Genomic DNA, 26,538 nt, shown 5'->3' with positions numbered 1-26,538 from the left:
GGCGGTGGTTCAGCCAGCACATGGATTGACTGACACACCGCCTTCGCGAGCAAGCCCGCTCCCACATTTGATCTTCGTCGTCTTATAGAGCGGTGTTCAGGCCGGTAAGCAGGTGCACCACCCCACCCGCCAACACCATCACGCCCGGCACGCCTGCCGCCTTGAGCGCCTGCGCATCCAACCGCCCCGCATCCTGCAACTGCACCCGCACCCGGGTCAGTGCTACTCGCTGCTGCGACTTGAGATTCTCCGCACCGCCCAGCGCATTCAGCACTGCCGGGGCCAACAGTGTTTCGCTCACTGGAGCTGCCTGCGGCGTTTCAAGCACCAGATCCGGCGTCAGGGCCTTCCAGAACGCCCGCTGAAATTTCTCGAACATGTCAGTTCTCCACAACCAATGAGGTTTCAACGGTAGCCGCGTGATACAGGCGTAACGCCTCGCGAACCTGCGACGCTTCTTCCAGGCCCAGCACCTGGCGGGCGATGGATTGGCAGTCCGCCAGGTCCAGCTCGCGCACGGTAGCCTTGATGGTCGGGATCAGCGGTACGCTGACCGACAACTCATCCACCCCCAGCCCGATCAGCACCGGCACCGCCAGCGCTTCAGACGCCAACGCCCCACACACGCCGACCCACTTGCCATGGGCATGGGCCGCCTTGACGGTGGTGGCGATCAGGCGCAGCACCGCCGGGTGAAAGCTGTCGGCCTGGCTGGCGAGGCGCGGGTGATCGCGGTCCATGGCCAGGGTGTATTGGGTCAGGTCGTTGGTGCCGATGGAGAAGAAATCCACCTCCGGCGCAAACAGATCGGCCATCAATGCCGCCGATGGCACTTCGATCATGATTCCCAGCTTCGGCAGTTCCGTCAGCCCCAGGGCCAGCGCTTCCTCTTCAAGAATCTGCCGCGCCAGGCGCAGCTCCGAGAGCAGGCTGACCATCGGCAACATGATGTGCAAACGGGCGAAACCGGCACTGGCGAGAATTGCACGGAATTGTTCACGCAACAGTTCCGGGCGCTCCAGGCACAGGCGAATCCCGCGCAGGCCAAGGAACGGGTTGGTCTCGCTGTCCATCGGCACATAGGCCAACGGCTTGTCGCCACCAACGTCGAGGGTGCGCACCACCAGATTGCGCTGCGGGCCCAATGCACGGGCGATGGCGCTGTAGGTGCCCGCCTGCTCCTCGGGGCTCGGCGCGCGGTTGCGGTCCAGGTAGAGGAACTCGGAACGCAGCAAACCAACGCCTTCGCCCCCCAGGGACAATGCCTGCTCCACCTCCTGCAACGATGCGACGTTGGCCGTCACTTCGACGTGATGACCGTCGCGGGTCGTAGCGGGCAACGACGCCTGCTCCACTTCCCGCTGGCGGCGCAGCACTTGTTGTTGGCGGCTGGCTTGCAAGTGTTCGATCTCGGCCAGGTCCGGGTCCAGGTGCAACTCGCCCTTGTCGGCATCCAGCAGCACTTGCTTGCCGTTGGCCAGTTCCAGCACCTGCGCCGGCACCCCGCAGATGGCCGGCAAGCCAAGGGCGCGGGCGAGAATGGCGACGTGGCTGGTAGCGCCGCCGCCCACCGTCACAAAACCCAGCACCTTGCGCGTGTCGAGGCTGGCGGTTTGCGAGGGAGTCAGTTGTTCGGCAATCAGGATTGCCTGCTCCGGCAAATCCCAGGCGCTGTCCTGAACCCCGAGGATCAATTTCAGCACCCGCTGGCCAACGTCTGCCAGGTCGGCAGCGCGCTCGGCAAGCAAGGCGTTGCCCAGGCCCTGGAAGAGCGTGGCGGTGGCCTCGGTGGCGCTGTTCCAGGCGAAGGCCGCGCTCTTGCCCTGGTCCAGCAGGTCGCGGGTTTGTTCCAGCAGGGCCGGATCGTCCAGCAACTCCTGATGGGCGCGGAAGATCTCGGACTGGGCAGTACCGACGGCCTTTTCCTGCAGGGCTTGCAGCGCCTGATTGGCGTTGTTCAGGGCATGGGTCAGGGCCGCACGTTCCAGCGCTTCACCTTTGCCGGTCTCTACGAACGTCAGTGCCGGCTCCTTGACCTGCACCACTTGGCCAAACGCCGAACCGGGCGAGGCGCACACGCCGCGCAGCAAGGTCGCCGATGAATCAGGCGCCACGGGTGCAGCGTCAGGTTGATGAGCCGCGACGGTTTCGCCGCAGCCTTCGGCCAGCAAGGTCACCAGCGCCTGGATCGCCGCTTCGGCATCCTCGCCGGCCGCGCTGACTTGCAAGGTGTCACCCTGCACCGTTTGCAACGCCATGATCCGTACCAGCGACTTGGCGTTGGCGCTCTCGGTTTGCTTGTGCAGGTAAATACTCGCCTTGAAGCCTTTGGCCGCCTGCGCCAGCACCGCCGCCGGGCGCGCATGCAGGCCGTTGGCGTTGGGCAAGGTCAGTGGCCTGGAGAACAGGGCGTCACCCTCCTCGTCTTTCACCTCGTCGGCAACGGCTTGCGGCGTGACTCGCAGCAGTGGCTGCCCCACGTCCACCAGGCCCTGCTCGGGCGTCAGCAGCTTGAAGGGCTCGCCACTGACCACCAGCATCAGGGTCAGCAAACTACGGGCATTGAGCGCCACGTAGTCGGCATCGAATTCAATCAGCGGTTGCCCGGCTTCCACCCGCTGGCCTTCCTCGACCAATCGGGTGAAACCCTTGCCCGCCAGGTTCACGGTGTCCAGGCCGATGTGCATCAGCACCTGGACGCCGTTGTCATCGGTGATGCTCACCGCATGACCACTGTCCTGGATATTGCTGATCACCCCGGCCAGTGGCGCGCAGAGGGTCTGCGAGGTCGGATCGATGCACAGGCCATCGCCGATCAGGCGACTGGAGAACACCGGATCAGGCACCTGGTCCAGGGCGAGCAGCACCCCGGACAATGGCGCCAGCAATTCCAGGGATTGGGTTGTGGTCATGACTTCACCTGCTGTTTGGTTCTGTAAAAATCATTGGGCATCGACGGCTTATTTCCACCAGTACTCAACCTGCACACCAAAGTTGGAGCCATGCAACGCCGAGCCATAACTGCCGGTGTCGGACAACGCCGAACCTGCCGCCAGTTCATTGGCCGCACGCTTGGCCGCTTCGTTCCAGGTCGCGTAGGTGTAATACAAGCGCACTTCCGGTCGTGCCCAGAAATCCGGGCCTTTGGGCGACCAGGTCGGGGCGAACGTAAATTTGCTCAGCTTGCGCGTGCCACCGGTAGCCTCGACCTGATCATGACCGAGTTCGGTGACCAGCTTGAACTGTTCGGAAATCGCATAGGCCGGGCGCACGCCCAGCGACATCCAGGTCTGATCCTGGTTGCCCGGGCGAATATCCTTCTGGTACACGGCCTCGATCTGCCCGCCAAACCGTGGTGTCACTTGCCAGTCGAAGAACTCCACTGCGCGGTAGCTCTTGCTGCTTTTATCGAGGAAGGTATCGCCGGTGTAGCCGAGGCCGGTGCCGGGGCCTTCGCCGTACTGCAGGGCAAATTTGTTGCGCCCGCCGAGGAAGGGTTTCTGCACATGCTGGGCGGTAATGGCCCAGCCGCTGTTGGTGTCACGGCCACCGGCTTTTTCGATATAGCTCAAGCCCAGTTCCAGCTCGCCGCCGGGATTGGTCTTGAAGCCGGCCACGTTAAAGTCGTGACGGGTGGCGTATTCCTTCTGGTACAGGTTGTCCTTGCGGGAAAGCGCGTAGCTGTATTTCAGGTCGCCGATTTTCACGTCCTCGATACCACCGCCCGTGGCGCTCTGGTTCCAGTAGTAGAAGTCGGAGATATGGATGTCGTTTCGTTTGTAGTAGCGCCGGCCGGCCCACAGCGAACCGCCGTTGAGGCTGGGGATGTTCGACCACTGCGCGTACATCTGCGGCATGCGTGCCGAGCCGTTGTCTTCGCCCTGGAACTTCAGCGCCCGGTCGTACTTGTTGTACAGCGAAGCCATGGCGTCGACGCTGAACACCGAGCCGTCGTCGAGGGTCAGCAGGTCCTGGCGCAATTCGAGTTCGGCGTACTGCTCGCACTCGTTGCCCAGGCGGTATTTGGATTGTGCACCCGGCAACTGGAAGCACTGCTGCTTGCCACTGCCGGTTGAAGTCCCCGCACCGCTACGCAAGTAGCCGGCAAATTCCAACGCCTGGGCTGCCATCGGCAAGGTCAGGCAGGATGCAACGAGGCCCAGCTTTATTGTTGTTTTCATGAAGCACTCCGATATTTTTATTATGTTTTTTTAAGCGCCCCGGCTCTCCCACGCCGGGGGTAAAGCGGGTCTCAGTCCTTGAGATGCAGCACAAACGATTCATACGGGCGCAGCGAGACCTGGCTCGAGCGCTGTGGGCAGTCGTCGTAGTTGCTGATCAGCAGGCGTTGCTCACTCGCCGCCGTCAGCAGGCCATCGGGCAGTTCGATCTGGCATGGCGTGCCGTAGAAGTTGTTCAGCACCAGCAGGCGTTCGCCGTGGCCTTCGCGCAGGTACGCCCAGACCTGGGTGTGCTGTGGCAGCAGTTGGCGATAAACGCCTTCCTGAATCAGCGGCTCATGCCGACGCAGCTTGATCAGCGCACGGTAGTGATGCAGTACCGATTGCGGGTCATCCAGCTCGCTTTGCACGTTGATCTGCGCGGCGTTGGCCGGGATGCCGATCCACGGTTCGCCGCGACTGAAGCCAGCGTTTTGCTCGGCATTCCATTGCATCGGTGTGCGGCTGTTATCGCGGGACTTCTGCATGATCGCCGCCATGCTCGATGCCTCGGACTCACCGGCCTCGCGCTTGAGCCGATAGATGTTCAGCGTCTCGACATCCCGGTATTGGTCGATGGTGTCGAAGCCCGGATTGGTCATGCCCAACTCTTCGCCCTGGTACACGAAAGGCGTGCCCTGGAGGAAGTGCAGCGCAGTGGCGAGCATCTTCGCCGAGACCACGCGGTGCTCGCCGTCGTCACCAAAACGCGAGACCACCCGCGGCTGGTCGTGGTTACACCAGAACAGCGCATTCCAGCCGCCACCGGCCTGCATGCCGAGTTGCCAGTCGGACAGAATCTGCTTGAGTTGCAGGAAGTCGAAGTCGGCCGCGACCCACTTCTGCAGGTTCGGATAATCGACTTTCAGGTGGTGAAAGTTGAAGGTCATCGACAGCTCTTTCGACTGTGGATTCGAATAACGAATGCAGTGCTCAAGGCTGGTGGACGACATCTCACCGACGTTGATCAGGTCATGCCCCTCGAACACTTCGCGGTGCATTTCCTTCAGGTATTCATGCACGTTCGGGCCGTCGGTGTAGAAGCGCCGACCGTCGCTGTTGTCTTCCGGAAAATCCGCCGGCTTGGAGATCAGGTTGATCACGTCCAGGCGGAAACCGCCCACGCCCTTGTCGCGCCAGAAGCGCATCAGCTTGAACACTTCGGCGCGCACCTTGGGGTTGTCCCAGTTCAGGTCGGCCTGGGTGTGGTCGAACAGGTGCAGGAAGTACTGGCCGGTCTGCGCCTCGTATTCCCAGGCCGAGCCGCCGAACTTGGATTCCCAGTTGTTCGGCTGGTCGCGCCAGATGTAGAAGTCGCGGTACGGGTTGTCGAGGCTGCTGCGGGCCTGCTGGAACCACTCGTGTTCGATGGAGGTGTGGTTGACCACGATGTCGAGCATCAGCGTGATGCCGCGCTTGGCGGCTTCGCTGATCAGCAGGTCGCAATCGGCCATGGTCCCGTAGCTCGGGTCGATGGCGTAGTAGTCACTGATGTCGTAGCCGTTGTCGCGCTGGGGCGAACGCAGGAACGGGGTGATCCACAGGCAGTCGACGCCCAGCCACTTCAGGTAATCGAGCTTGTCCACGATGCCCAGCAGGTCACCGGTGGCGTTACCCGCGTGGCTGTGGAAGCTTTTGGGGTAGATCTGGTAGATCACCGAATGTTGCCAGTTTTGCATGACGGGTTCCTTCAATCTGGAAATGCGATCAACTGTGGGAGCTGGCTTGCCTGCGATAGCGGTAGATCAGGCGACCCGGTAGCCAGGCCGGACAATTTTCATGCTCAACACACAGGTCAAAACAAACGGCACGACAATCGCGACGACCATGCCGATGACAAAACTTGGGATGTACTGCGGGATGATCGAGATGAACCCGGGCAAGCCACCCACGCCAATCGCCGAGGCCTGCACCTTGTTCAGCGAGAGGAAAATACTGCCCAGCGCCGAGCCGGTCAGCGCCGCGTAGAACGGAAACTTGAAGCGCAGGTTGACCCCGAACATCGCCGGCTCGGTGATGCCGAAGTAGGCGGAAATCGCCGAGGTGGACGCCATGCTCTTGTCCCGCGCATTGCGGCTCATGTAGAACACGCCGAGCGCCGCGCTGCCCTGGGCCAGGTTGGACATGACGATCATCGGCCAGATAAAGGTGCCGCCCTGGGTGGAGATCAGTTGCAGGTCCACGGCGAGGAACATGTGGTGCATGCCGGTGATCACCAGCGGTGCATACAGCAGGCCGAAGATTGCGCCGCCGACCATCGGCGCCAGGTCAAACAGGGTGACCACGCCTTCGGTGATCAGGATGCCGAGGTGGCGCGTCACCGGGCCGATGATCGCCAGCGCCAGTACGCCGGTGACGACGATGGTAGTGATCGGCACCACCAGCAACTGAATGGCATTCGGCACCCGTGCCCGCAGCCATTTCTCAATCACGCTCATCACGTAGGCGGCCAGCAGGATCGGCAGGATCTGGCCCTGGTAGCCGACCTTCTCGATCTTGAACCAGCCGAAAATATCGAAGTACGGCAGGCTCTGGCCGTCGAGGCCGGCGACCGCCTTGCCGTAGTTCCAGGCGTTGAGCAGATCGGGGTGCACCAGCATCAGGCCGAGGACAATGCCGAGGATTTCACTGCCACCAAAGCGCTTGGCCGCCGACCAGCCCACCAGCGCCGGCAGGAAAACGAACGAGGTGTTGGCCATCAGGTTGATCAGGCTCCACAGGCCATCCAGGTTCGGATAGGCGTCGAGCAGGGTCTTGTCCGCGATGAACATGCCCTTGGCGCCCATCAGGTTGTTCACCCCCATGAGCAAGCCGGCAATGATCAGTGCCGGCAAAATCGGCATGAACACATCGGAGAACACCCGAACCAGGCGCTGCATCGGGTTTATTTTGTCGGCGCTTTTCTGTTTCACGTCCGCGATGGTCGACGCGGCGAGGCCCGTTTGCTCACGCAGGGCGGCGTAGACTTTTTCCACTTCGCCGGGGCCGATCACGATCTGGAACAGGCCGCCGGTGAAGAACGAACCCTTGACCAGGTCGACCTGGTTCAGCTCGCCGCTGTTGGCCAGGCTCGGGTCCTTGAGGGCCAGGCGCAAGCGGGTCACGCAGTGGGCAGCTTGCTCAAGGTTGTCGCTGCCGCCGAGGTTCTTGAGAATCTCGCGGGCAATATTCGGATAGTCGTGGCTCATGCTTGGTATCCACTCTGGTTTTTTTTATTGGGCGGTCATAGGCAGCACGCCGAAGCCAAAAGTACTCGTCTGTACGAGTTAAAGCAATAACTCGTATGTACGAGTTTGAAAATGATTAATTTTCTGTTTTTTGAGTCAGAAATTTCCGAGTTCTACAATGGGTTGCATGGACAAACCCCATCGCTGCCACTAAGGTTCCTGCCTTGAACGCCAACGCGGCACAGAGCCCTTCCCCATGAGTAAATACAACCAGATCTATACCGATCTGCTTGCCAGCATCACCACCGAACGCCTGCAACGCGGCACGCGCCTGCCCTCCGAAACCGAACTGATGGACGCCTACCAAGCCAGCCGTGGCACGGTACGCCGGGCGATCGAGCAATTGCAGGAGCGCGGCTTCGCGCAAAAGATCCACGGCAAGGGCACCTTCGTGCTGTCACCCAACCCCATCGAGTTCCAGCTCGGCGGTATCGTCAGCTTTCGCGAGACCCACGCCGCCCTAGGCGACGACGTCAGTACCGAAGTGGTGGAGTTCAGCCAATTCCCACTGGAAGGCCCGTTGATGCAGCACATTGAGGCCGAAGCTGGCAGCTTGATCACCCGGGTCAAACGGGTGCGGCGGATCGATGGCAAACGGGTGATCCTCGACATCAACCACTTCGTCGCCGACCTGATACCGGGGCTGGATCGGGAGATTGCCGAGCAGTCGATCTATGCGTTTATCGAACAGACCTTGCAGCTGCAGATCAGCTATGCCCAGCGCACTATCGAAGCGCTGCCGCGGGGAAAGGACGATCAGACACACCTGGACCTCGAAGGTCAGAGCCATGTGATCGTGGTGAGCAACCAGACGTTTTTGCAGGATGGACGGCAGTTCGAGTACACCGAGTCGCGGCATACGCTGGATAAGTTTTACTTTTCGGATATTGCGCGGCGGTAGACAAACGCCAGAAACACAAAACCCCGGCACCAGGCCGGGGTTTTGTTATTCAGCGCTCACCTGCTACGGCAGGATCATTCCCACTCAATGGTCGCCGGCGGCTTGCTCGACACGTCATAAGTCACGCGCGAAATACCTTCGATCTCATTGATGATACGGCCGCTGACCGTCTCCAGCAGTTCGTACGGCAGGTGTGCCCAACGGGCGGTCATGAAGTCGATGGTTTCCACCGCACGCAGGGCAACAACCCAGGCGTAACGACGGCCATCGCCGACCACGCCAACCGATTTCACCGGCTGGAACACTACGAATGCCTGGCTGACCTTGTGATACCAGTCGGCCTTGCGCAGTTCTTCGATGAAGATGTGGTCGGCGCGGCGCAGCAGGTCGGCGTATTCCTTCTTCACTTCACCGAGGATCCGCACGCCCAGGCCCGGGCCCGGGAATGGGTGGCGGTAGACCATGTCGTACGGCAGGCCGAGTTCCAGGCCCAGACGGCGGACTTCGTCCTTGAACAGTTCGCGCAGTGGTTCGACCAGCTTGAGGTTCATTTCCTCAGGCAGGCCGCCCACGTTGTGGTGGGACTTGATCACGTGGGCCTTGCCGCTCTTGGCGCCGGCCGATTCGATCACGTCCGGGTAGATGGTGCCCTGGGCGAGGTACTTGATGTTGTCCAGTTTGTTGGACTGGGCATCGAATACGTCGATGAAGGTGCGACCGATGATCTTGCGCTTCTTCTCCGGGTCGGACTCGCCGGCCAGGTTGTTCAGGAACTGATCTTCAGCGTTGGCGCGGATCACCTTGACGCCCATGTTCTCGGCGAACATGGCCATCACTTGCTCGCCTTCGTGCAGGCGCAGCAGGCCGTTGTCGACGAAGACGCAGGTCAGTTGGTCGCCGATGGCCTTGTGCAGCAGCGCCGCAACCACGGAGGAGTCAACGCCGCCGGACAGGCCCAGCAGGACGTTGTCGGTGCCGACCTGGGCACGTACGTTGGCGATGGCGTCTTCAGCGATCTTCGACGGGGTCCACAGGGCTTCGCACTGGCAGATGTCGAGGATGAAGCGCGACAGGATGCGACCGCCTTGCTTGGTGTGGGTCACTTCCGGGTGGAACTGCACGCCGTAGTAGCCGCGCTCGTCGTTGAACATGCCGGCAATCGGGCAGCTCGGGGTGCTGGCCAGGATGTGGAAGTCTTCCGGCATCCGGGTGACCTTGTCACCGTGGCTCATCCATACGTCGAGGCCAAACAGGCCGTCGGCGTCGATGTGGTCTTCGATGCCGTCCAGCAGGCGGCTCTTGCCGACCACGTCGACACGGGCGTAACCGAATTCACGCAGCTCGGAACCTTCAACCTTGCCGCCCAGTTGCTCGGCCATGGTCTGCATGCCGTAGCAGATACCGAAGACCGGCACGCCCAGGTCAAACACCGCCTGCGGGCAACGCGGGCTGTTGGCTTCGTGCACGGACTCGGGGCCGCCGGCGAGAATGACGCCTTTTGGAGCGAATTCGCGAATCGCTTCGTCGTCCATGTCGAACGGATGCAGTTCGCAGTACACGCCGATTTCACGCACGCGGCGGGCGATCAGCTGAGTGTACTGGGAACCGAAGTCGAGGATCAGGATGCGGTGGGCGTGAATGTCGAGGGCCATGAGATCAGTCTCGTCTAATGAATCAGAAACAACTCGGGGCTGAATAAGACAGCCCCGGTTACTTAACTATTTGCTGGAAGCATCAACCTACGCGGTAGTTTGGCGCTTCCTTGGTGATCTGTACGTCGTGGACGTGGGACTCGGCCATGCCGGCACCGGTGATCCGCACGAACTCAGGCTTGGTGCGCATTTCTTCGATGTCGGCGCTGCCGGTGTAGCCCATCGAGGAACGCAGGCCGCCCATCAGTTGATGGATGATGGCGCTCAGGGTGCCCTTGTACGGAACACGCCCTTCAATGCCTTCCGGTACCAGCTTCTCGGCGCCCGCGGAGGAGTCCTGGAAGTAGCGGTCGGAAGAGCCTTGAGCCTGGGACATGGCACCCAGGGAACCCATGCCACGGTAAGCCTTGTACGAACGACCCTGGAACAGTTCGATCTCGCCCGGCGCTTCTTCAGTACCGGCGAACATCGAGCCCATCATCACGCAGGAAGCACCGGCGACGATGGCCTTGGACAGGTCACCGGAGAAACGGATGCCGCCGTCGGCGATCAACGGTACGCCAGTGCCTTCAAGGGCAGCGGCGACGTTGGCGATGGCGCTGATTTGCGGCACGCCTACACCGGCCACGATACGGGTGGTGCAGATCGAGCCAGGGCCGATACCGACCTTGACCGCATCGGCACCGGCTTCGGCCAGGGCCTTGGCGGCAGCGCCGGTGGCAATGTTGCCGCCGATCACTTGCACGTCAGGGAAATTCTGTTTGACCCAGCGAACGCGGTCGATCACGCCTTTGGAGTGACCGTGGGCAGTGTCGACCACCACCACGTCAACACCGGCAGCCACCAGGGCCGCTACACGGTCACCGGTGTCTTTGCCGGTACCGACCGCAGCGCCAACGCGCAGGCGACCTTGATCGTCCTTGCTGGCCAGCGGGTAAGCCTTGGCTTTTTCGATGTCGTTGACGGTCATCATGCCCTTGAGGGCGAATTTGTCGTCGACAATCAGTACGCGTTCGATGCGGTGCTTGTGCAGCAGCTCGCGCACATCGTTCTTGTCGGCGCCTTCCTTGACAGTAACGAGGCGCTCTTTAGGCGTCATCACTTCACGGACGGTGACTTCAAGACGGTTCTCGAAACGCACGTCACGGGAAGTGACGATGCCGACCAGGTCGCCATCGTGCAGCACCGGAACGCCGGAGATGTTGTGCAGGCGGGTCAGGTCGAACAGGTCACGAACGGTGGCATCGGCCTCGATGGTGATCGGGTCCTTGACCACACCGGCTTCGTAACGCTTGACCTTGCGAACTTCGGCAGCTTGCTGCTCGATGGTCATGTTCTTGTGGATGATGCCGATGCCGCCTTCCTGAGCCATGGCGATTGCCAAACGGGCTTCAGTGACGGTGTCCATGGCAGCGGAAACCAGAGGAATATTCAGCTCGATGCCACGGGTTAGGCGGGTCTTGAGACTGACTTCGTTAGGAAGCACCTCGGAATAACCGGGCACTAGGAGAATGTCGTCGAATGTCAGAGCTTCTTGGCTGATACGCAGCATCGCGGGGGCTCCCGAGCGGGAAAATGGAAGCGCGCCATTATAGTCAGACACCCCCTCGGGTTCAATGTAAAACTCTGACAAACTTGGTAATACTGATAGATGGATGATTTTTGCAGCACTGATCGTTCCCACGCTCTGCGTAGTAACGCCGCTTTGGACGCTCCGCGTCCTGGCCAGGGCGACGCGGAGCGTCACGGGAAGCGTTCCCACGCGGGAGCGTGGGAACGATCACATCGGATTAAAGTTCGACTTTGACCCAACTCATCTTCTGGTCCAGCCAGTCGGCAAATTCGTCGATAAAACTCTGCTTGAACCCCGCCTCCGCCCAGTTATTGAAGATGAATCCCAGGTTGGAAAAGCCGCATTCCTGCAGGAACAGGAAACCGTTGATGTCGTCCTCATGCCCACACAGCGGGCAGGTGAAGTTATCGGTGTGGCCGGGCATCCAGTCTTCCAGGCTTTCGAACAGGGCTTCGCCGACTTCCTTCAGGCACTCGGGACAGCCGGCCTCTTCCAGGAAGCCTTTGGCCGGGGTGTAGATGCAGCGCTTGTAGATGATCTCCAGGCCGTTGATCGGCTCGTTGAACGGCAGCGCGTCGGGGTGCAGCACCACGGCGCGGGCACCGTCGGCCAGGGCATAGCCCATGCGGTTGCCGGTGCGCCCGCAGGTAGTGAGTTCTTCCTTGACGATGTTCTTGCGCACCAGCCAGCGCACGATCGCCCGGGCGCGGGGTTCGTGGACGGGTAGCGTGGAGATTTTCGGGACAAGGATGCTTTGGGAATTCATGGGAGTCCTGCGGCGTGGCTACTGGCGCCTTCGCGAGCAAGCCCGCTCCCACAGGGGGAATGCGTTCCAAATGTGGGAGCGGGCTTGCTCGCGAAGAGGCCCTGAAGGCTGGCAGCTTAATCCCTGAAACAATCAGGTCAAGTACTCAAGTAACGGGCAATCAAGGCAATGCCACTGGCCAGCACCAGCCAGGTCACCAACCGCACGAACGCCTCGCGGGACATGCGCAGGGTCAACCGCCGCCCCGCCCACAGCCCGAGCGCCATGGCCGGCAACAGGCACACCGCCAACATCAACAAGGGTAGCTCGGCATACACGCCCGCGATCAGAAACAGGCTCAGGCGCACCACCGTGCTGCAACTGATCAACGCACTCTGGGTCGCCCGCGCGCCATCCTTGGGCAATCGGCTGTTGAGGTAGATCGCATACAGAAAGCCGCCACTGCCGAACAACGCGCCAAACAGCCCGCCGACAACCCCCATTGGAATCGCCCAGCCGGCTGCCATCTGCGTGGGCTTGGCCTTCACCGCCAGGCTGTAGATCGCATAGGCGCTGATAAACAGCCCCATCAACAGCAGCAATAAATCAGAGTGCAGGTTGAGCAGGAAGATCACCCCAAGGGTGCAGCCAATCGCCATGCACGGCAGTAGCCTGAACAACTCCGGTTTCACCACATCCCGGCGCGATTGCAGAAGGTTGCCGAAGGCCGCGACAAAATCCAGCAGCACCAGCAAGGGGATGATCTTCGACAGCGGCATGAACAGAATCAGGATCGGCCCCGCCACCAATGCGGTACCAAAGCCTGCAATGCCGAACACGATATACGCCAGGGCAATCGCCACGCCTATCACCAGCCAGTCCACACCGCCAAACGACCAATGACTCAACAGCTCGACCGGACTCATGACGTATTCCTTATTAGAGATGGCCATCACTTTAGCCATTGGCAAGCGTTGCGACTAATATCTTCAAAGCCCATCACTCATCTCGAAAAGGCATGACTTGTGATTTCCACCCGGCAATTGCGTTACTTCGTCGAAATCGCCGAGAGCGGCAGCTTCAGCGCAGCGGCCGAGCGGCTGTTTGTGGCGCAATCGGCACTGAGCCGGCAGATCAAGGAGCTGGAAAACCTGCTGCAAACGCCATTGTTCGAGCGTACAGCGCGCCAGCCACGGCTGACGGCTGCGGGCGAGGCTTTTTATCCGCGGGCACGCAACCTGCTGGGCGAACTGCTCAAGGCCAGTGAGATGGCGACGCAAGTGGGCAATGGACAGCTCGGCACGCTGCGGATGAGCCATTCGAGCACGGTGCCGATGAGTGGCCGCCTGCTGCGCGGCATCGGTGCCTGGCTGGAACGATGCCCGGGCGTGTCGATGGACATCGCCAAACTGTCCTCCGAAGCCCAGTTGGAAGAAATCGCCGACGGCCGACTGGAGGTCGGGCTGTTGCGCTTACCGGTGTTGCGCCAGCGCGAAGGCGTGCGCATCGTGCCTTTATATAGCGAAAGGCTGTTGCTGGCCGTGCCGCCGAACCACCGGTTGGCCGGGCACACATCCGGTATAGATTTGGCGCAACTGAAGAACGAAGCGTTTATCTCGATCCCTCACCCCCAGCGCGGAGGGCTGAGTTACCTGTCAGCCGAGTTGTGCATGCGTGCAGGATTTTTCCCCAAGGCGGCGCGGGTGATGTCGCGCAAGACCACGCAGTTACAGCTGATCCAGGCCGGATTCGGGATCGCCTTGCTGCCGGAATCGATGCAGGACATTGCGCCGGCCAACATCCATTTTTTACCCCTGGCCGATCCCGATTGCCAAAGCACCGTCGCCCTCGCCTGCCAGCAAACGCCGAGCGCGCTGGTGGAGCAGTTCTGTCAAACCCTGCACGAATGCCTATAAACTGCCGCCCATGATTAAAGATCCCTTTGCCCGTCTGGGCCTGGACCGCGAAGTCCTGACTGTCAGCCAGCTCAACGGCCGCGCGCGGGTGTTGCTGGAAGACGTGTTCACCAATATCTGGGTCGAAGGCGAGATCTCCAACCTCGCCCGCCCGGCCTCCGGCCACGTGTATTTCACCCTCAAGGACAGTGGCGCCCAGGTGCGTTGTGCGCTGTTCCGGCAGAACGCCGCCCGGGTGCGCCAGGCGTTGAAAGACGGCCTGGCGGTGAAGGTACGGGGCAAGGTCTCGCTGTTTGAGGGCCGTGGCGACTATCAGCTGATTCTCGACACGGTGGAGCCGGCCGGTGACGGCGCATTGCGCCTGGCCTTCGACGCGCTGAAGGAAAAACTCAGCGCCGAAGGCCTGTTCAGTGCCGAGCGCAAGGTGCCGCTGCCCGCACACCCACGGCGCATCGGGATTATCAGCTCGCCCACCGGTGCGGTGATTCGCGACATCATCAGCGTGTTCCGCCGCCGGGCGCCCAACGTGGAACTGACGTTGATCCCGACAGCCGTACAAGGTCGTGAAGCCGTGGCGCAGATCGTCCGTGCACTGAAGCTGGCCGATGCACGCGGCTTCGACGCGTTGATCCTGGCCCGTGGCGGCGGCTCGCTGGAAGACCTCTGGTGCTTCAACGAAGAAGCCGTGGCGCGTGCGGTGGACGCCTGCGTGACGCCCATCGTCAGCGCCGTTGGCCATGAGACCGATGTGTCGATCAGCGACTTTGTCGCCGACGTACGCGCCCCAACGCCTTCCGCCGCTGCCGAGCTGTTGGCGCCGGACTCCAGCCACCTGACTCGCCAGGTAGAGAACCTGCACCGCCGCCTGGTGATGCTGATGCGCAACCGCCTGACTCACGACCGCCTGCGCCTGGAAGGCATGGCTCGTCGCCTGCGTCACCCGGGCGAGCGCCTGCGCCAACAGGCCCAGCGCCTGGATGACCTGGACATGCGCCTGCGGCGTGCCTTCGAGCGCAGCCTCAACACCCGTCGCGAGCGTTTGATCCGCCTGGAAACCCGCCTCGCCGGCCAACACCCCGGCCGCCAACTGGCGCTGCTGCGCCAGCGCCTGGACAGCCTTGCCGAACGCCTGCCCCGTGCCATGCGCGAAGGCCTCAAGGCCCGTCGCCTGCAACTGCAAAGCCAGGTGCAGACGCTGCACGTGGTCAGCCCGCTGGCGACGCTTGGACGCGGCTACAGCATCTTGCTCGACGAACGCGGCCAGGCGATTCGCAACGCCGCGCAAACCCACACCGGCCAGCGCCTGACCGCGCGCCTCGGTGAAGGCCAATTGCAGGTACGGGTGGAAGACAACCACCTGACGCCCGTCACCCTCTCGTTACTGGATTGATTGATGCCACGCTTTTTAAGTTTGTTGATGCTGCTGTGCCTGACCTTTAACGCCCATGCCGACAGCTACATCACCCGCCTGCTGAACAAGCCGGTGCCCGGTGGCGTGGCGGTGGTCGACCTCGGTACTTCGGCCACGGCGCCCAAAGCCACCTACATGAACCGCCCAGTGCTGGTGGTGAAGGAGCAAAACAACTGGCTGGCGATTGTGGGCATCCCGCTGACGGTCAAGCCCGGCACCCAACGCATCACCAGCGGCAGCCAGAACCTGCCGTTTGTCGTGGGCTTCAAGAAATACCCCGAGCAGCACATCACCCTGAAGAACAAGAGCCAGGTGAACCCGGACCCGGCGCAACTCAAGCGCATCGAAGGCGAGCTGGCGGTCCAGCTCAAGGCGTATCGCAGTTTCAGCCCGAACACGCCGAGCAACCTGCTGCTGGACAAGCCGGTGAACGGGCCGCTGTCGAGCAAGTTCGGCGTACGACGTTTCTTCAATGGCGAGGAGCGGAATCCGCATTCCGGCCTGGACTTTGCCGTGGGCGCCGGCACGCCGATCAAGACCCCGGCAGCGGGCAAGGTGATCCTGACCGGCAACTACTTCTTCAACGGCAACACCGTGTTTGTCGACCATGGCCAGGGCTTTATCAGCATGTTCTGCCATATGTCGAAGATTGATGTGAGCGTGGGCCAGCAACTGGCTCGTGGTGCGGTGGTGGGCAAGGTCGGTTCCACCGGCCGGGCGACCGGGCCGCATATGCATTGGAACATCAGCCTGAACGACGCACGGGTGGATCCGGCGATCTTTATCGGCGCGTTTCAGCCCTGATGCTCAATTGCGCACCCTGCAAAGGGTGCGCAAACAAAACAACCCCGCGCACAATTCTCAACCATAAAATCTCGTTTTCCTCAGCAATAGCAGAACTTCTCTCAATTTTTTCCGACTGCTTGCCATCTTTCACCCTGGCGGTTAGGGTTGGACCTATGAAAACCTCTCACACCCTCATTCAGCTCCGCCAGCACCGCAGCCTGTGCCTAGTCAGCGCACGACTGCCAGGCTGAATCGATCTGCCTCGTCTTCCGCTTTATCCCCAATAACAGTTTTACGGCAGGCCGCCTTTTCTCGGCCCCTAGACAAAGGATTTCCCGATGAGCATGCTCAAAGACCCGTCTTCGAAGTACCGCGCGTTCCCGACCATTGATATCCCGGACCGTACCTGGCCTTCGAAAACCATCACCACCGCGCCGATCTGGTGCAGTTCCGACCTGCGCGACGGCAACCAGTCGCTGATCGAACCGATGGACGCGGTGAAAAAGCTGCGTTTCTGGAAGACCCTGGTCGCCGTCGGTGTGAAGGAAATCGAAGCCTCCTTCCCGGCCGCATCGCAAACCGATTTCGACTTCGTGCGCACCCTGATCGAAGACAATCACATCCCCGCGGACACCACCATCCAGGTGCTGACCCAGGGCCGTGAAGACTTGATCGCGCGCACCTTCGAATCCCTGCGCGGGGCGAAGAAAGCCATCGTTCACTTGTACAACGCCACCTCGCCGTCGTTCCGCCGCATCGTGTTCAACCAGGACAAGGACGGCATCAAGGCGATCGCGGTCAACGCGGCCAAGCTGTTCGTCAAATACGCCGCCCAGCAGCCGGAAACCCAGTGGACCTTCGAATACTCGCCAGAGACGTTCAGCGCCACTGAGCTTGAGTTCGCCAAGGAAGTCTGTGACGCGGTGATCGAGGTCTGGAACCCGACGCCTGAGCACAAGGTGATCCTCAACCTGCCAGCCACCGTCGAGTGCGCCACCCCGAACATCTATGCCGACCAGATCGAGTGGTTCGGTCGTCATATCAACCGTCGCGACAGCGTGATCATCAGCCTGCACACCCACAACGACCGTGGCACCGGCGTAGCCGCCACCGAGTTGGGCCTGATGGCCGGCGCCGACCGTGTCGAAGGCTGCCTGTTCGGCAACGGCGAGCGTACCGGTAACGTCGACCTGGTCACCGTGGCCTTGAACATGTACACCCAGGGCCTCGACCCTCAGCTGGACTTCTCCGACATCGACGGTATTCGCAAAGTTGTCGAAGAGTGCAACCAGATCCCGGTGCACCCGCGTCACCCGTACGTCGGCGACCTGGTTCACACCGCCTTCTCCGGCTCCCACCAGGACGCGATCCGCAAGGGCTTCACCCAGCAGAAAGACGACGCCTTGTGGGAAGTGCCGTACTTGCCGATCGACCCGGCCGACATCGGCCGCAGCTACGAGGCGGTGATTCGCGTCAACAGCCAGTCGGGCAAAGGCGGCATCGCCTACCTGCTGGAGCAGGAATACGGCATCAGCTTGCCGCGCCGCATGCAGATCGAGTTCAGCCAGGTGGTACAGGCCGAAACCGACCGCGTGGGCCTGGAGATGACCGCCGCGCAGATCTACAGCTTGTTGCAGCGTGAATACCTGCAAGCCAACATTCCTTACGCGCTGGTCAGCCATCGCTTGCAGGAAGAGAACGGCAACAGCTCGGTGGAAGTTGAAGTCTCCGGCAAGGGCCAGGGCGAAACCAACCTGCGCTGGCACGGCAAAGGCAACGGCGCCCTGGAAGCGCTGGTGGCCGGGCTGCCGATTGGTGTGGAGATCATGGATTACAACGAACATGCGATTGGCGCCGGCACCAATGCCAAGGCAGCGGCCTACATCGAGCTGCGAGTGAACGGTGAGCGTCCGGTGCATGGCGTGGGCATTGATGAAAACATCACCACGGCGAGCTTCAAGGCGGTGTTCAGCGCGCTGAACCGCTCGTTGAGCCAGCTGGAAGCGAAAGCGGCATAAACACGACCGCTGAAATGCGAAAGGCCCCGGGACGAGAATCCAGGGGCCTTTTTATTGGAATTTGTGGTGATTTTAAGGGCCTCTTCGCGAGCAAGCCCGCTCCCACATTTTGACCGCGTTCTTTCAGGTAGCGCAGGACGAATGTGGGAGCGGGCTTGCTCGCGAAGGCAATCTATAAGGCGGCGAAAATCCTTCAGGTGAACTCGAAGCTGTCCGCATCCAGGTTCGCCGGGAAGCGCGTGCGGTACTCCGCCAATTCCGCTGCGTCCAGGCACACCTGGAACACCCCGTCCGCCTCCCCTGCGCTCAGCAGGCTTTCGCCCTGGAAGTCCACGACCTGGCTGTCGCCGGTGTAGGCAAAGCCCTTGCCGTCCGTGCCCACCCGATTCACCGCCGCCACGTAGCACAGGTTTTCAATGGCCCGTGCCGGCAGCAGACGGTTCCAGTGCTGGCGACGTGCGCCCGGCCAGTTGGCGGTGTACAGCAGCAAGTCAGTGTCCTGGGCGTCACGACTCCACACCGGGAATCGCAGGTCGTAGCAGATCAACGGACGAATCCGCCACCCCTTGAGTTCGAACTGCACCTGGCGCTCGCCGGGGGTGTAGTGGTCGTGTTCACCGGCCATACGGAACAGGTGACGCTTGTCGTAGTGCAACACCTCACCATCCGGTCGCGCCCACAGCAGGCGGTTGCGGTGACTGCGGTCGGCGGCCTGGATGATCACGCTGCCGGTGATCACCGCGTTGTACTTCTTCGCCTGGGCCTGCAGCCATTGATGGGTGGGGCCGTTTTCAGGCTCGGCGAGGGTTTCCGATTCCATCGAGAAACCGGTGGTGAACATCTCCGGTAGCACGATCAGGTCGGCACCCTTGGCCTGTTCCAGCAACAGTTCAAAATGCTCCAGGTTGGCCTGGCGGTCGTGCCAGGCCAGGGTGGTTTGCACCAGGGCGATGTTCAGGTTGGGCAGTGCACTCAGATCACGCATAGTTTCTCGGCTGCTTGACGCAGCGTCTCCTCGCGTTTGGCAAAGCACAGTCGCACCAGGCGCTGGCCTTGCGGTGGGTTCTGGTAGAACACCGAGACCGGGATGGTTGCTACGCCATGCTCGCGGGTCATCCACAGCGACATGGCGACGTCATCCAGGTCCGGGCGAATCTGTGAGTAATCCACCAATTGAAAGTAGGTACCGGCCACCCGGGTAAAGCTGAAACGCGACGGTTCCAGCAGGTCGCAGAACAGGTCGCGCTTGGCTTGATAAAAAGCCGGCAGCTCCTCGACGTGTTCCGGGTGTTCGGCCATGAAGTCTGCCAAAGCGTACTGCAACGGGGTCACGCCGCAAAAGTTGACATATTGATGCACCTTGCGCAGCTCGGCGCTGAGGGCTGGCGGCGCGACCACGTAGCCGGTTTTCCAGCCGGTGACGTGGTAGGTCTTGCCGAACGAACTGACCACAAACGCACGCTGATACAGCTCTTCGTGGGCCAACACGCTGACGTGGGGCACACCGTCGAACACCAGGTGCTCGTAGACCTCGTCGCTGACCAGGTAGATGTCGCGGTCGCGGATCAACTCGGCCAACTGGTCCAGCTCGGCACGGCTGATCAGGGCACCGGTGGGGTTATGCGGGCTGTTGAGGATGATCATGCGGGTGCGCGGCGACAGCGCAGCGCGCAGTTGCTCGAAGTCCAGGGCGAAATCATCCAGGCCCAGTTGCACGTGTACGCAGCGACCGCCTGCCAGTTCCACAGAAGGCTCGTAGCTGTCGTAGGCCGGATCGAACACGATGACTTCATCACCGCTGCGGATCACCGCCTGGATCGCACAGAAGATCGCTTCAGTGGCGCCTGGGGTGATGGTCACTTCGCTGTCGGCATTCACCGTTGCGCCATAGCTGCGGGCGATCTTGGCCGCCACTTGCTGGCGCAGTACCGGCAGGCCGGTCATCGGGGCGTATTGGTTATGGCCCAGGGCAATGTGTCTGCCCACTCCTTCGAGCAACTCCTGGGGCCCGTTAAAGTCGGGAAAGCCCTGGGACAGGTTGAGCGCACCGGTTTCGGCAGCGAGTTGCGACATGGTGGTGAAGATGGTGGTGCCGACATTCGGCAGCTTACTGGTGATCATCGGTGCGCCCCTTGCGGTGAGCCCCAAGTTTTAAGCTGCATGCCGCGAAGGGTCAACCGCCAGGCACAAAAAAAGGGCTCTGAAAGAGCCCTTTTTCAACCGATCAGGATCAGCGCTTGTCGCGGCGCTTTTTGTCGGCCTTCTTGTGGTGCGTCATCATCCGGCGCTTTTTGTTTACCTGGCGGTCGGTGAGGCTGTTCTTGTTACCTTCGTACGGGTTCTCGCCGCCCTTGAACTCGATACGGATCGGCGTACCGACCAGTTTCAAGACACGGCGGTAGGTATTTTCCAGGTAACGCACGTAGGACTTCGGCACCTTCTCCAGCTGGTTACCGTGAATCACGATAATCGGCGGGTTGGCACCACCCAAGTGAGCGTAGCGCAGCTTGATGCGACGGTTGTTGACCATCGGCGGCGCGTGCTCGCTGACCGCATCTTCAAGAATCTGGGTCAGGCGGTTGGTCGGCCAGCGGGTAACCGCGGACTTGAACGAGTTCTGCACCGAGGCGTAGAGGTTACCCACGCCGGTACCGTGCAGTGCCGAGATAAAGTGGATATCGGCAAACTCGACGAAGAACAGACGACGCTGCAGTTCGACCTTGACGTAGTCGCGCTCGCTCGGCGTCATGCCGTCCCACTTGTTGATCGCAATCACCAGGGCGCGACCGGCTTCCAGGGCAAAGCCCAGCAAGTTCAGGTCGTGGTCTACCACGCCTTCGCGGGCGTCCATGACGAAGATCACTACGTTGGCGTCTTTGATCGCCTGCAGGGTTTTCACCACGGAGAACTTTTCAACTTCTTCGTGGATCTTGCCGCGCTTGCGCACACCGGCAGTGTCGATCAGCGTGTACTTCTCGTCGTTACGCTCGAACGGGATGTAGATGCTGTCGCGAGTGGTGCCCGGCTCGTCATAGACGATTACCCGGTCTTCACCGAGCATGCGGTTGACCAGGGTCGACTTGCCGACGTTCGGACGGCCGATGATCGCGATCTTGATACCGTCTTTTTCGCTTGGGCCAGGAATGCGCTTGGCTTCCTCGCCTTCGGCAACGATTTCTTCTTCGCCTTCGACTTCATCCACGTCATCACGCGGGAAGTCGCGCAGGGCGATTTCCAGCATCTGGGTGATGCCGCGACCGTGGGCACCGGCGATCGGGATCGCATCGCCCAGGCCCATCGGGCTGAACTCGGCGCGGGCCATTTCAGGATCGATGTTGTCGATCTTGTTGGCCACCACGTAGGAACGCTTGTTGCGCTTGCGCAGGTGCTCGCCAATCATCTGGTCTGCAGCGGTGTAGCCCGCGCGGGCGTCCACCAGGAACAACACGACATCAGCTTCTTCAATGGCCAGCAGCGACTGCTCGGCCATCTTTTCGTCCATGCCATGCTCGTCACCGGAGATACCACCGGTGTCGACAATAATGTAGGAGCGCCCTTGCCACTTTGCCTCACCGTATTGGCGATCACGGGTCAGACCGGACAAGTCGCCGACGATGGCGTCGCGAGTCCTGGTCAGGCGGTTGAACAAGGTGGACTTGCCGACGTTCGGTCGGCCCACCAGGGCGATTACGGGAACCATGCGGCTCTCCACTTCGTTATTTCAGAAAATACAAAAGCCGCTGCAAGGCAGCGGCTGGTGCTCGGGGCAGCGCTCGAAAGCGCCGCATGCCCTGCCGAAGCAGGGCCGCCTGGGAATTACCCCAAGCATAGTCAAACCATTACTTGATGGTCAGCGCTTCCAGTTTGCCGCTGTTGCCATACACGTAAAGCATGTTACCTACCACCAGCGGACGGGCACGCAGGCCGTCGCTGTCGATACGTTCGCGACCCACGAAGCGACCGTCCACCTGGCTCAGCAGGTGCAGGTAACCTTCAAAGTCGCCTACCGCCACGTAGCTGGAGAACACTTCCGGTGCCGACAACTGACGGCGGGCCAGGGAGTCGTTGCTCCACAATGCAGTGGTGGAACGCTCGTCGACACTTTCAACGGTGCCGGACGCCAGGCTTACGTAGACGCTGCCAAACCCTTGGGCGACACCGGCGTAGCTGGAAGCATCACGCTGCCAGTTGATCCGGCCGCTCTGCACGTCCAGCGCCGCAACACGGCCCTGATAAGTAGCGACGTAAAGGGTATCACCCGACAGCAGCAAGCCACCGTCGATGTCCACTACGCGGTCCAGTTCCGAACGACCTTGAGGAATCGCGACCCGGGTTTCCCAGGCCGGCACGCCGTTCTGGGTGTCCAGGGCGACCACTTTACCGGTCGACAGGCCTGCCAGTGCCAGGTTGCTGGTCACAACCGGACCGCTGGTACCGCGCAAGGTCAGGACCGCCGGCGTGCTGTCATACAACCAGCGCTGGTTACCGGTGGCGGCGTCGAGGCCGATCACACGGTCATCCTGGGTCTGCACGACAACCACGTCACCGTTGGTAGCCGGTGGCGAGAGCACTTCACTGGTCACGCGAGCGCGCCATTTCTCTTCACCGGTGCTCGAATCCAGTGCCACGACGTCGCCTTTCAGCGTGCCGAGCATCACCAGGCCAGAACCCACGCCAACGGCGCCGGACACAGGCAGTTCGAGGTCTTTCTTCCACTTGACGTCGCCGTTCATGCGATCCATGGAGACCACAACACCGGTGGAATCAGCGGCGTAGATAGTGTCACCGTCGATCGCCGGGACCATCAGGTTGTACAGATCGCCCTGACCGTCACCAATGGAGCGGCTCCACTGCTTTTGCAGGACCACTTCTTCCTTGAAGCTGGTCAGCTCGGCCGGAGGCAGTTCTTTTTTGCTGTTGCTGCTGCAACCCGCGGCCAAAACGGCCAGAGCCAGCAATGCTGCATGTTTCCAACGGATCACGTCACGCATCCCCTTTGGCCAAGTCGTCGAGCTTGATTTGTAAGCCACCGACCGCCGCTTCATCAGACAGCGCCGCCTTGGCTTTTTGGTACGCAGCATTGGCTTCGTCGGTACGACCCAATTGGACCAGGAGGTCGCCCTTGAGCTCTTCACGAGTGGCCAGGAATGCCTTGTCAGCATCGCCGTCGAGCAGTTTCAGTGCTTCGTCGGCCTTGTTCTGTGCCGCCAGTACCTGAGCCAGACGCTGACGTGCGATTTCACCCAGTGTCGGGTTGGCCGGCTTGTCGGTGATGGCTTTCAGCTCGGAGGCGGCGTCATCCAGCTTGCCGTTGTCGACCGCAACTTTTGCGACGAACAGGCTGCCGTATTGCGCGTAGGTGCTACCGCCGAATTCGCTCTTCAGCTTGCCGGCCAGGTCTGCAACCTGGGCCAGGTCAGGCTTGCCGTTTGGCGTCAGCGTGGTTTCCAGCAGTTGCTGATAGATAATCGAGGCGCCTTGCGACTGGTTAGCCTGATACTTGTGCCAGGCTTGCCAGCCGAACACCACTACTAAAGCCAGCAAGCCGCCAGTGACCAGGGGCTTGCCGTTGCGCTGCCACCAGTCTTTGAACTCGGCCAGCTGGTCATCATCAGTACTCGACACCCCAATACTCCTTAATCGCTAAATCGGCTGTTTGACAGCTTCAACCCTGCACGATGCAGGTGGCCAGGTGCGCTGCAAGCGCATCAAAGGCAATGCTTTGTTGTTCACCCTGACCACGCAGGGGTTTGAAACTTACCACTTGCTGGGCCAACTCATCATCACCCAGGATCAGTGCATACAACGCACCGCTCTTGTCGGCTTTCTTGAACTGGCTTTTGAAGCTGCCGGCGCCGGCATTGACTTGCAGGCGCAGGTTCGGCAGTTGGTCGCGCAGTTTCTCGCTCAGGGCCAGGGCAGCCAGTTCGGCCGCCTCGCCAAAGGCACAGAAGTACACGTCCACCTGACGGGAGATTTCTTCGGGAACCTGCTCCAGGGTTTCCAGCAGCAGGATCAGCCGCTCGATGCCCATGGCAAAACCTACGCCGGTGGTCGGCTTGCCGCCCATCTGCTCGACCAGGCCGTCGTAACGACCACCGGCACACACCGTGCCCTGGGCGCCGAGCTTGTCGGTGACCCACTCGAACACGGTCTTGCTGTAGTAATCGAGGCCACGCACCAGTTTCGGGTTGATGACGTAAGGAATACCGGCTGCATCCAGGCGAGTCTTGAGGCCCTCGAAGTGGATACGGGACTCGTCGTCCAGGTAGTCGGCCATTTTCGGCGCGTCCACCAGTACGGCCTGGGTCTCGGCGTTCTTGGTGTCCAGTACCCGCAGCGGGTTGGTTTTCAGGCGACGCTGGCTGTCTTCGTCCAGCTTGTCCAGGTGGGCCGACAGGAATTCCACCAGGGCTTCGCGGTAGCGGCCCCGGGATTCGCTGGTGCCCAGGCTGTTGAGTTCAAGCTTGACCGCATCGCGGATGCCCAGCATGCCCCACAGGCGCCAGGTCAGCACGATCAGCTCGGCGTCGATGTCCGGACCGTCTAGGTTGAAGACTTCCAGGCCGATCTGGTGAAACTGGCGATAACGGCCTTTCTGCGGACGCTCGTGGCGGAACATCGGTCCGATGTACCAGAGCTTCTGCGGCTGGCCACCGCCGGTGAGGCCATGTTCGAGCACCGCACGCACACACGCGGCAGTACCTTCCGGACGCAGGGTCAGGGAGTCACCGTTGCGGTCTTCGAAGGTGTACATCTCTTTTTCGACGATGTCGGTCACTTCACCGATGGAGCGCTTGAACAGCTCGGTGAACTCGACGATCGGCATGCGGATCTGCTTGTAACCGTAGTTATCCAGCAGGCGCGCGACTGTGCCCTCGAAGTAGCGCCACAGGGGCGTCTGCTCAGGCAGGATGTCGTTCATGCCACGAATGGCTTGCAGAGACTTGCTCACATCAAATCCTTAAATTCGTTCGATCAGCCGCGCGCGATAACCGCTGCGTCAGCTTCGACCTTTTCGGCCGCTTTCTGGCGGATCAGCCGTTCCAGCTCATCCACCAGATTGTCATTCGTCAATTTCTGCGACGGCTTGCCGTCGATGTAAATCAGGTTTGGCGTACCACCGGTCAGGCCCACATGGGCCTCTTTGGCCTCACCCGGCCCGTTGACCACACAGCCGATCACCGCGACATCCAGCGGCACCAGCAGGTCTTCGAGGCGTACTTCCAGTTCGTTCATGGTTTTCACCACGTCGAAGTTCTGCCGCGAGCAGCTCGGGCAGGCAATGAAGTTGATGCCACGGGAACGCAAATGCAGGGATTTGAGAATGTCGTAACCGACTTTCACTTCCTCTACCGGGTCTGCCGCGAGGGAGATGCGAATAGTATCGCCAATCCCGTCGGCCAGCAGCATACCGAGACCCACCGCAGATTTCACTGTGCCTGAGCGTAAACCGCCGGCTTCAGTGATACCCAGGTGCAGCGGCTGGACGATTTCCTTGGCCAGCAGGCGGTACGCTTCTACCGCCATGAACACGTCGGAAGCCTTTACGCTGACCTTGAAGTCCTGGAAATTCAGGCGTTCAAGGTGTTCTACGTGGCGCAGCGCGGACTCGACCAGTGCGGCCGGCGTCGGCTCGCCGTACTTCTTTTGCAGGTCTTTTTCCAGGGAGCCGGCGTTGACGCCGATGCGGATTGGAATCCCGCGATCACGGGCGGCATCCACCACGGCGCGAACCCGGTCTTCACGGCCGATGTTGCCCGGGTTGATCCGCAGGCAATCGACGCCCAACTCGGCCACGCGCAACGCGATCTTGTAGTCGAAGTGGATATCGGCGACCAGCGGCACCTTGACCAGTTGCTTGATGCGGCCAAAGGCTTCGGCAGCGTCCATGTCCGGTACGGAAACCCGCACGATGTCGACGCCCGCCGCTTCCAGGCGGTTGATCTGGGCGACAGTGGCCGCCACATCATTGGTGTCGCTGTTGGTCATGCTCTGTACTGCGATGGGGGCATCGCCGCCCACCGGCACCGAGCCGACCCAGATCTTGCGCGATACGCGACGTTTGATTGGAGATTCGCCGTGCATG

The 26,538-nt window shown here is 61.1% G+C and carries 21 protein-coding genes; 5 read left to right on the top strand and 16 right to left on the bottom strand.

Going from position 1 to position 26,538, the window contains the following annotated elements:
• Window positions 1-82: 82 nt before the first annotated feature.
• From AC3WKX_RS26330 to treP, 5 genes are all read right to left on the bottom strand, one after another.
• Window positions 83-379, bottom strand: a complete 297-nt coding sequence (locus tag AC3WKX_RS26330; protein ID WP_003209625.1) for a PTS sugar transporter subunit IIB — start codon at window positions 377-379, stop codon at window positions 83-85.
• A gap of 1 nt (window position 380) precedes the next feature.
• The gene (gene ptsP, locus AC3WKX_RS26325) at window positions 381-2,912 is read right to left on the bottom strand and encodes a phosphoenolpyruvate--protein phosphotransferase (RefSeq protein WP_102605672.1); all 2,532 of its coding nucleotides are present in this window, start codon (window positions 2,910-2,912) and stop codon (window positions 381-383) included.
• A gap of 48 nt (window positions 2,913-2,960) precedes the next feature.
• Window positions 2,961-4,181, bottom strand: coding sequence for a maltoporin (locus tag AC3WKX_RS26320; RefSeq protein ID WP_032899755.1), 1,221 nt, complete (start codon window positions 4,179-4,181; stop codon window positions 2,961-2,963).
• Between the two features lie 71 nt (window positions 4,182-4,252).
• A complete protein-coding gene (gene treC / locus AC3WKX_RS26315; RefSeq protein WP_003209630.1) occupies window positions 4,253-5,899 on the bottom strand; it encodes an alpha,alpha-phosphotrehalase in 1,647 nt (548 codons plus the stop codon).
• A 66-nt stretch (window positions 5,900-5,965) separates the two neighbouring features.
• The gene (gene treP / locus AC3WKX_RS26310) at window positions 5,966-7,408 is read right to left on the bottom strand and encodes a PTS system trehalose-specific EIIBC component (protein ID WP_008438268.1); all 1,443 of its coding nucleotides are present in this window, start codon (window positions 7,406-7,408) and stop codon (window positions 5,966-5,968) included.
• A 235-nt stretch (window positions 7,409-7,643) separates the two neighbouring features.
• On the opposite strand from treP, the gene treR reads away from it, so the two are divergent.
• On the top strand, window positions 7,644-8,348 hold the full coding sequence (gene treR / locus AC3WKX_RS26305; protein WP_003209636.1) for a trehalose operon repressor: 705 nt from the start codon (window positions 7,644-7,646) through the stop codon (window positions 8,346-8,348).
• A 74-nt stretch (window positions 8,349-8,422) separates the two neighbouring features.
• Here treR and guaA read toward each other — a convergent pair whose 3' ends face one another.
• From guaA to AC3WKX_RS26285, 4 genes are all read right to left on the bottom strand, one after another.
• Complete coding sequence (gene guaA / locus AC3WKX_RS26300; RefSeq protein WP_003209644.1) at window positions 8,423-10,000, bottom strand: glutamine-hydrolyzing GMP synthase; 1,578 nt, start codon at window positions 9,998-10,000, stop codon at window positions 8,423-8,425.
• 82 nt (window positions 10,001-10,082) lie between these two features.
• Window positions 10,083-11,552 (bottom strand): IMP dehydrogenase, encoded by a 1,470-nt coding sequence (guaB, locus tag AC3WKX_RS26295; RefSeq protein WP_003209646.1) that lies wholly within the window; start codon window positions 11,550-11,552, stop codon window positions 10,083-10,085.
• Window positions 11,553-11,790: 238 nt separating this feature from the next.
• On the bottom strand, window positions 11,791-12,339 hold the full coding sequence (locus AC3WKX_RS26290; protein WP_003209647.1) for a hypothetical protein: 549 nt from the start codon (window positions 12,337-12,339) through the stop codon (window positions 11,791-11,793).
• A gap of 137 nt (window positions 12,340-12,476) precedes the next feature.
• Window positions 12,477-13,244: a sulfite exporter TauE/SafE family protein gene (locus AC3WKX_RS26285; protein ID WP_003209649.1), complete on the bottom strand. Its 768-nt coding sequence runs from the start codon at window positions 13,242-13,244 to the stop codon at window positions 12,477-12,479.
• A gap of 99 nt (window positions 13,245-13,343) precedes the next feature.
• Here AC3WKX_RS26285 and AC3WKX_RS26280 point away from each other — a divergent pair, with 99 nt between their 5' ends.
• The 4 genes from AC3WKX_RS26280 (at window position 13,344) to leuA (ending at window position 18,449) form a co-directional block, all read left to right on the top strand.
• On the top strand, window positions 13,344-14,234 hold the full coding sequence (locus AC3WKX_RS26280; RefSeq protein WP_003209651.1) for a LysR family transcriptional regulator: 891 nt from the start codon (window positions 13,344-13,346) through the stop codon (window positions 14,232-14,234).
• Window positions 14,235-14,244: 10 nt separating this feature from the next.
• On the top strand, window positions 14,245-15,624 hold the full coding sequence (gene xseA, locus AC3WKX_RS26275; protein ID WP_003209653.1) for an exodeoxyribonuclease VII large subunit: 1,380 nt from the start codon (window positions 14,245-14,247) through the stop codon (window positions 15,622-15,624).
• Between the two features lie 3 nt (window positions 15,625-15,627).
• Window positions 15,628-16,449 carry a peptidoglycan DD-metalloendopeptidase family protein gene (locus tag AC3WKX_RS26270; RefSeq protein ID WP_008438272.1) on the top strand — a complete coding sequence of 274 codons (822 nt, stop codon included), beginning with the start codon at window positions 15,628-15,630 and terminating at the stop codon, window positions 16,447-16,449.
• A 320-nt stretch (window positions 16,450-16,769) separates the two neighbouring features.
• Window positions 16,770-18,449, top strand: coding sequence for a 2-isopropylmalate synthase (gene leuA, locus AC3WKX_RS26265; protein WP_102605673.1), 1,680 nt, complete (start codon window positions 16,770-16,772; stop codon window positions 18,447-18,449).
• A 193-nt stretch (window positions 18,450-18,642) separates the two neighbouring features.
• On the opposite strand, the gene AC3WKX_RS26260 is transcribed toward leuA, so the two are convergent.
• The 7 genes from AC3WKX_RS26260 to ispG form a co-directional block, all read right to left on the bottom strand.
• Window positions 18,643-19,434, bottom strand: a complete 792-nt coding sequence (locus AC3WKX_RS26260) for an amidohydrolase (protein WP_008438274.1) — start codon at window positions 19,432-19,434, stop codon at window positions 18,643-18,645.
• Window positions 19,422-20,570, bottom strand: coding sequence for a pyridoxal phosphate-dependent aminotransferase (locus AC3WKX_RS26255; protein WP_102605674.1), 1,149 nt, complete (start codon window positions 20,568-20,570; stop codon window positions 19,422-19,424). Before AC3WKX_RS26255 ends, AC3WKX_RS26260 begins: the two co-directional genes overlap by 13 nt.
• A gap of 109 nt (window positions 20,571-20,679) precedes the next feature.
• Window positions 20,680-22,149 (bottom strand): ribosome biogenesis GTPase Der, encoded by a 1,470-nt coding sequence (gene der, locus AC3WKX_RS26250; protein WP_003209661.1) that lies wholly within the window; start codon window positions 22,147-22,149, stop codon window positions 20,680-20,682.
• A 139-nt stretch (window positions 22,150-22,288) separates the two neighbouring features.
• The gene (gene bamB, locus AC3WKX_RS26245) at window positions 22,289-23,440 is read right to left on the bottom strand and encodes an outer membrane protein assembly factor BamB (RefSeq protein ID WP_003209662.1); all 1,152 of its coding nucleotides are present in this window, start codon (window positions 23,438-23,440) and stop codon (window positions 22,289-22,291) included.
• The gene (locus AC3WKX_RS26240) at window positions 23,433-24,074 is read right to left on the bottom strand and encodes a YfgM family protein (RefSeq protein ID WP_003209663.1); all 642 of its coding nucleotides are present in this window, start codon (window positions 24,072-24,074) and stop codon (window positions 23,433-23,435) included. Before AC3WKX_RS26240 ends, bamB begins: the two co-directional genes overlap by 8 nt.
• Before the next feature lie 40 nt (window positions 24,075-24,114).
• Complete coding sequence (hisS, locus tag AC3WKX_RS26235; RefSeq protein ID WP_102605675.1) at window positions 24,115-25,404, bottom strand: histidine--tRNA ligase; 1,290 nt, start codon at window positions 25,402-25,404, stop codon at window positions 24,115-24,117.
• Between the two features lie 23 nt (window positions 25,405-25,427).
• Complete coding sequence (gene ispG / locus AC3WKX_RS26230) at window positions 25,428-26,537, bottom strand: flavodoxin-dependent (E)-4-hydroxy-3-methylbut-2-enyl-diphosphate synthase (RefSeq protein WP_003209666.1); 1,110 nt, start codon at window positions 26,535-26,537, stop codon at window positions 25,428-25,430.
• Window position 26,538: the final 1 nt, after the last annotated feature.

The sequence above is a fragment of the Pseudomonas sp. GP01-A4 genome, from assembly GCF_058780865.1.
The sequence above is the reverse complement of the archived record's forward strand: the minus strand, read 5'-3'. Positions and strand labels throughout refer to the sequence as shown.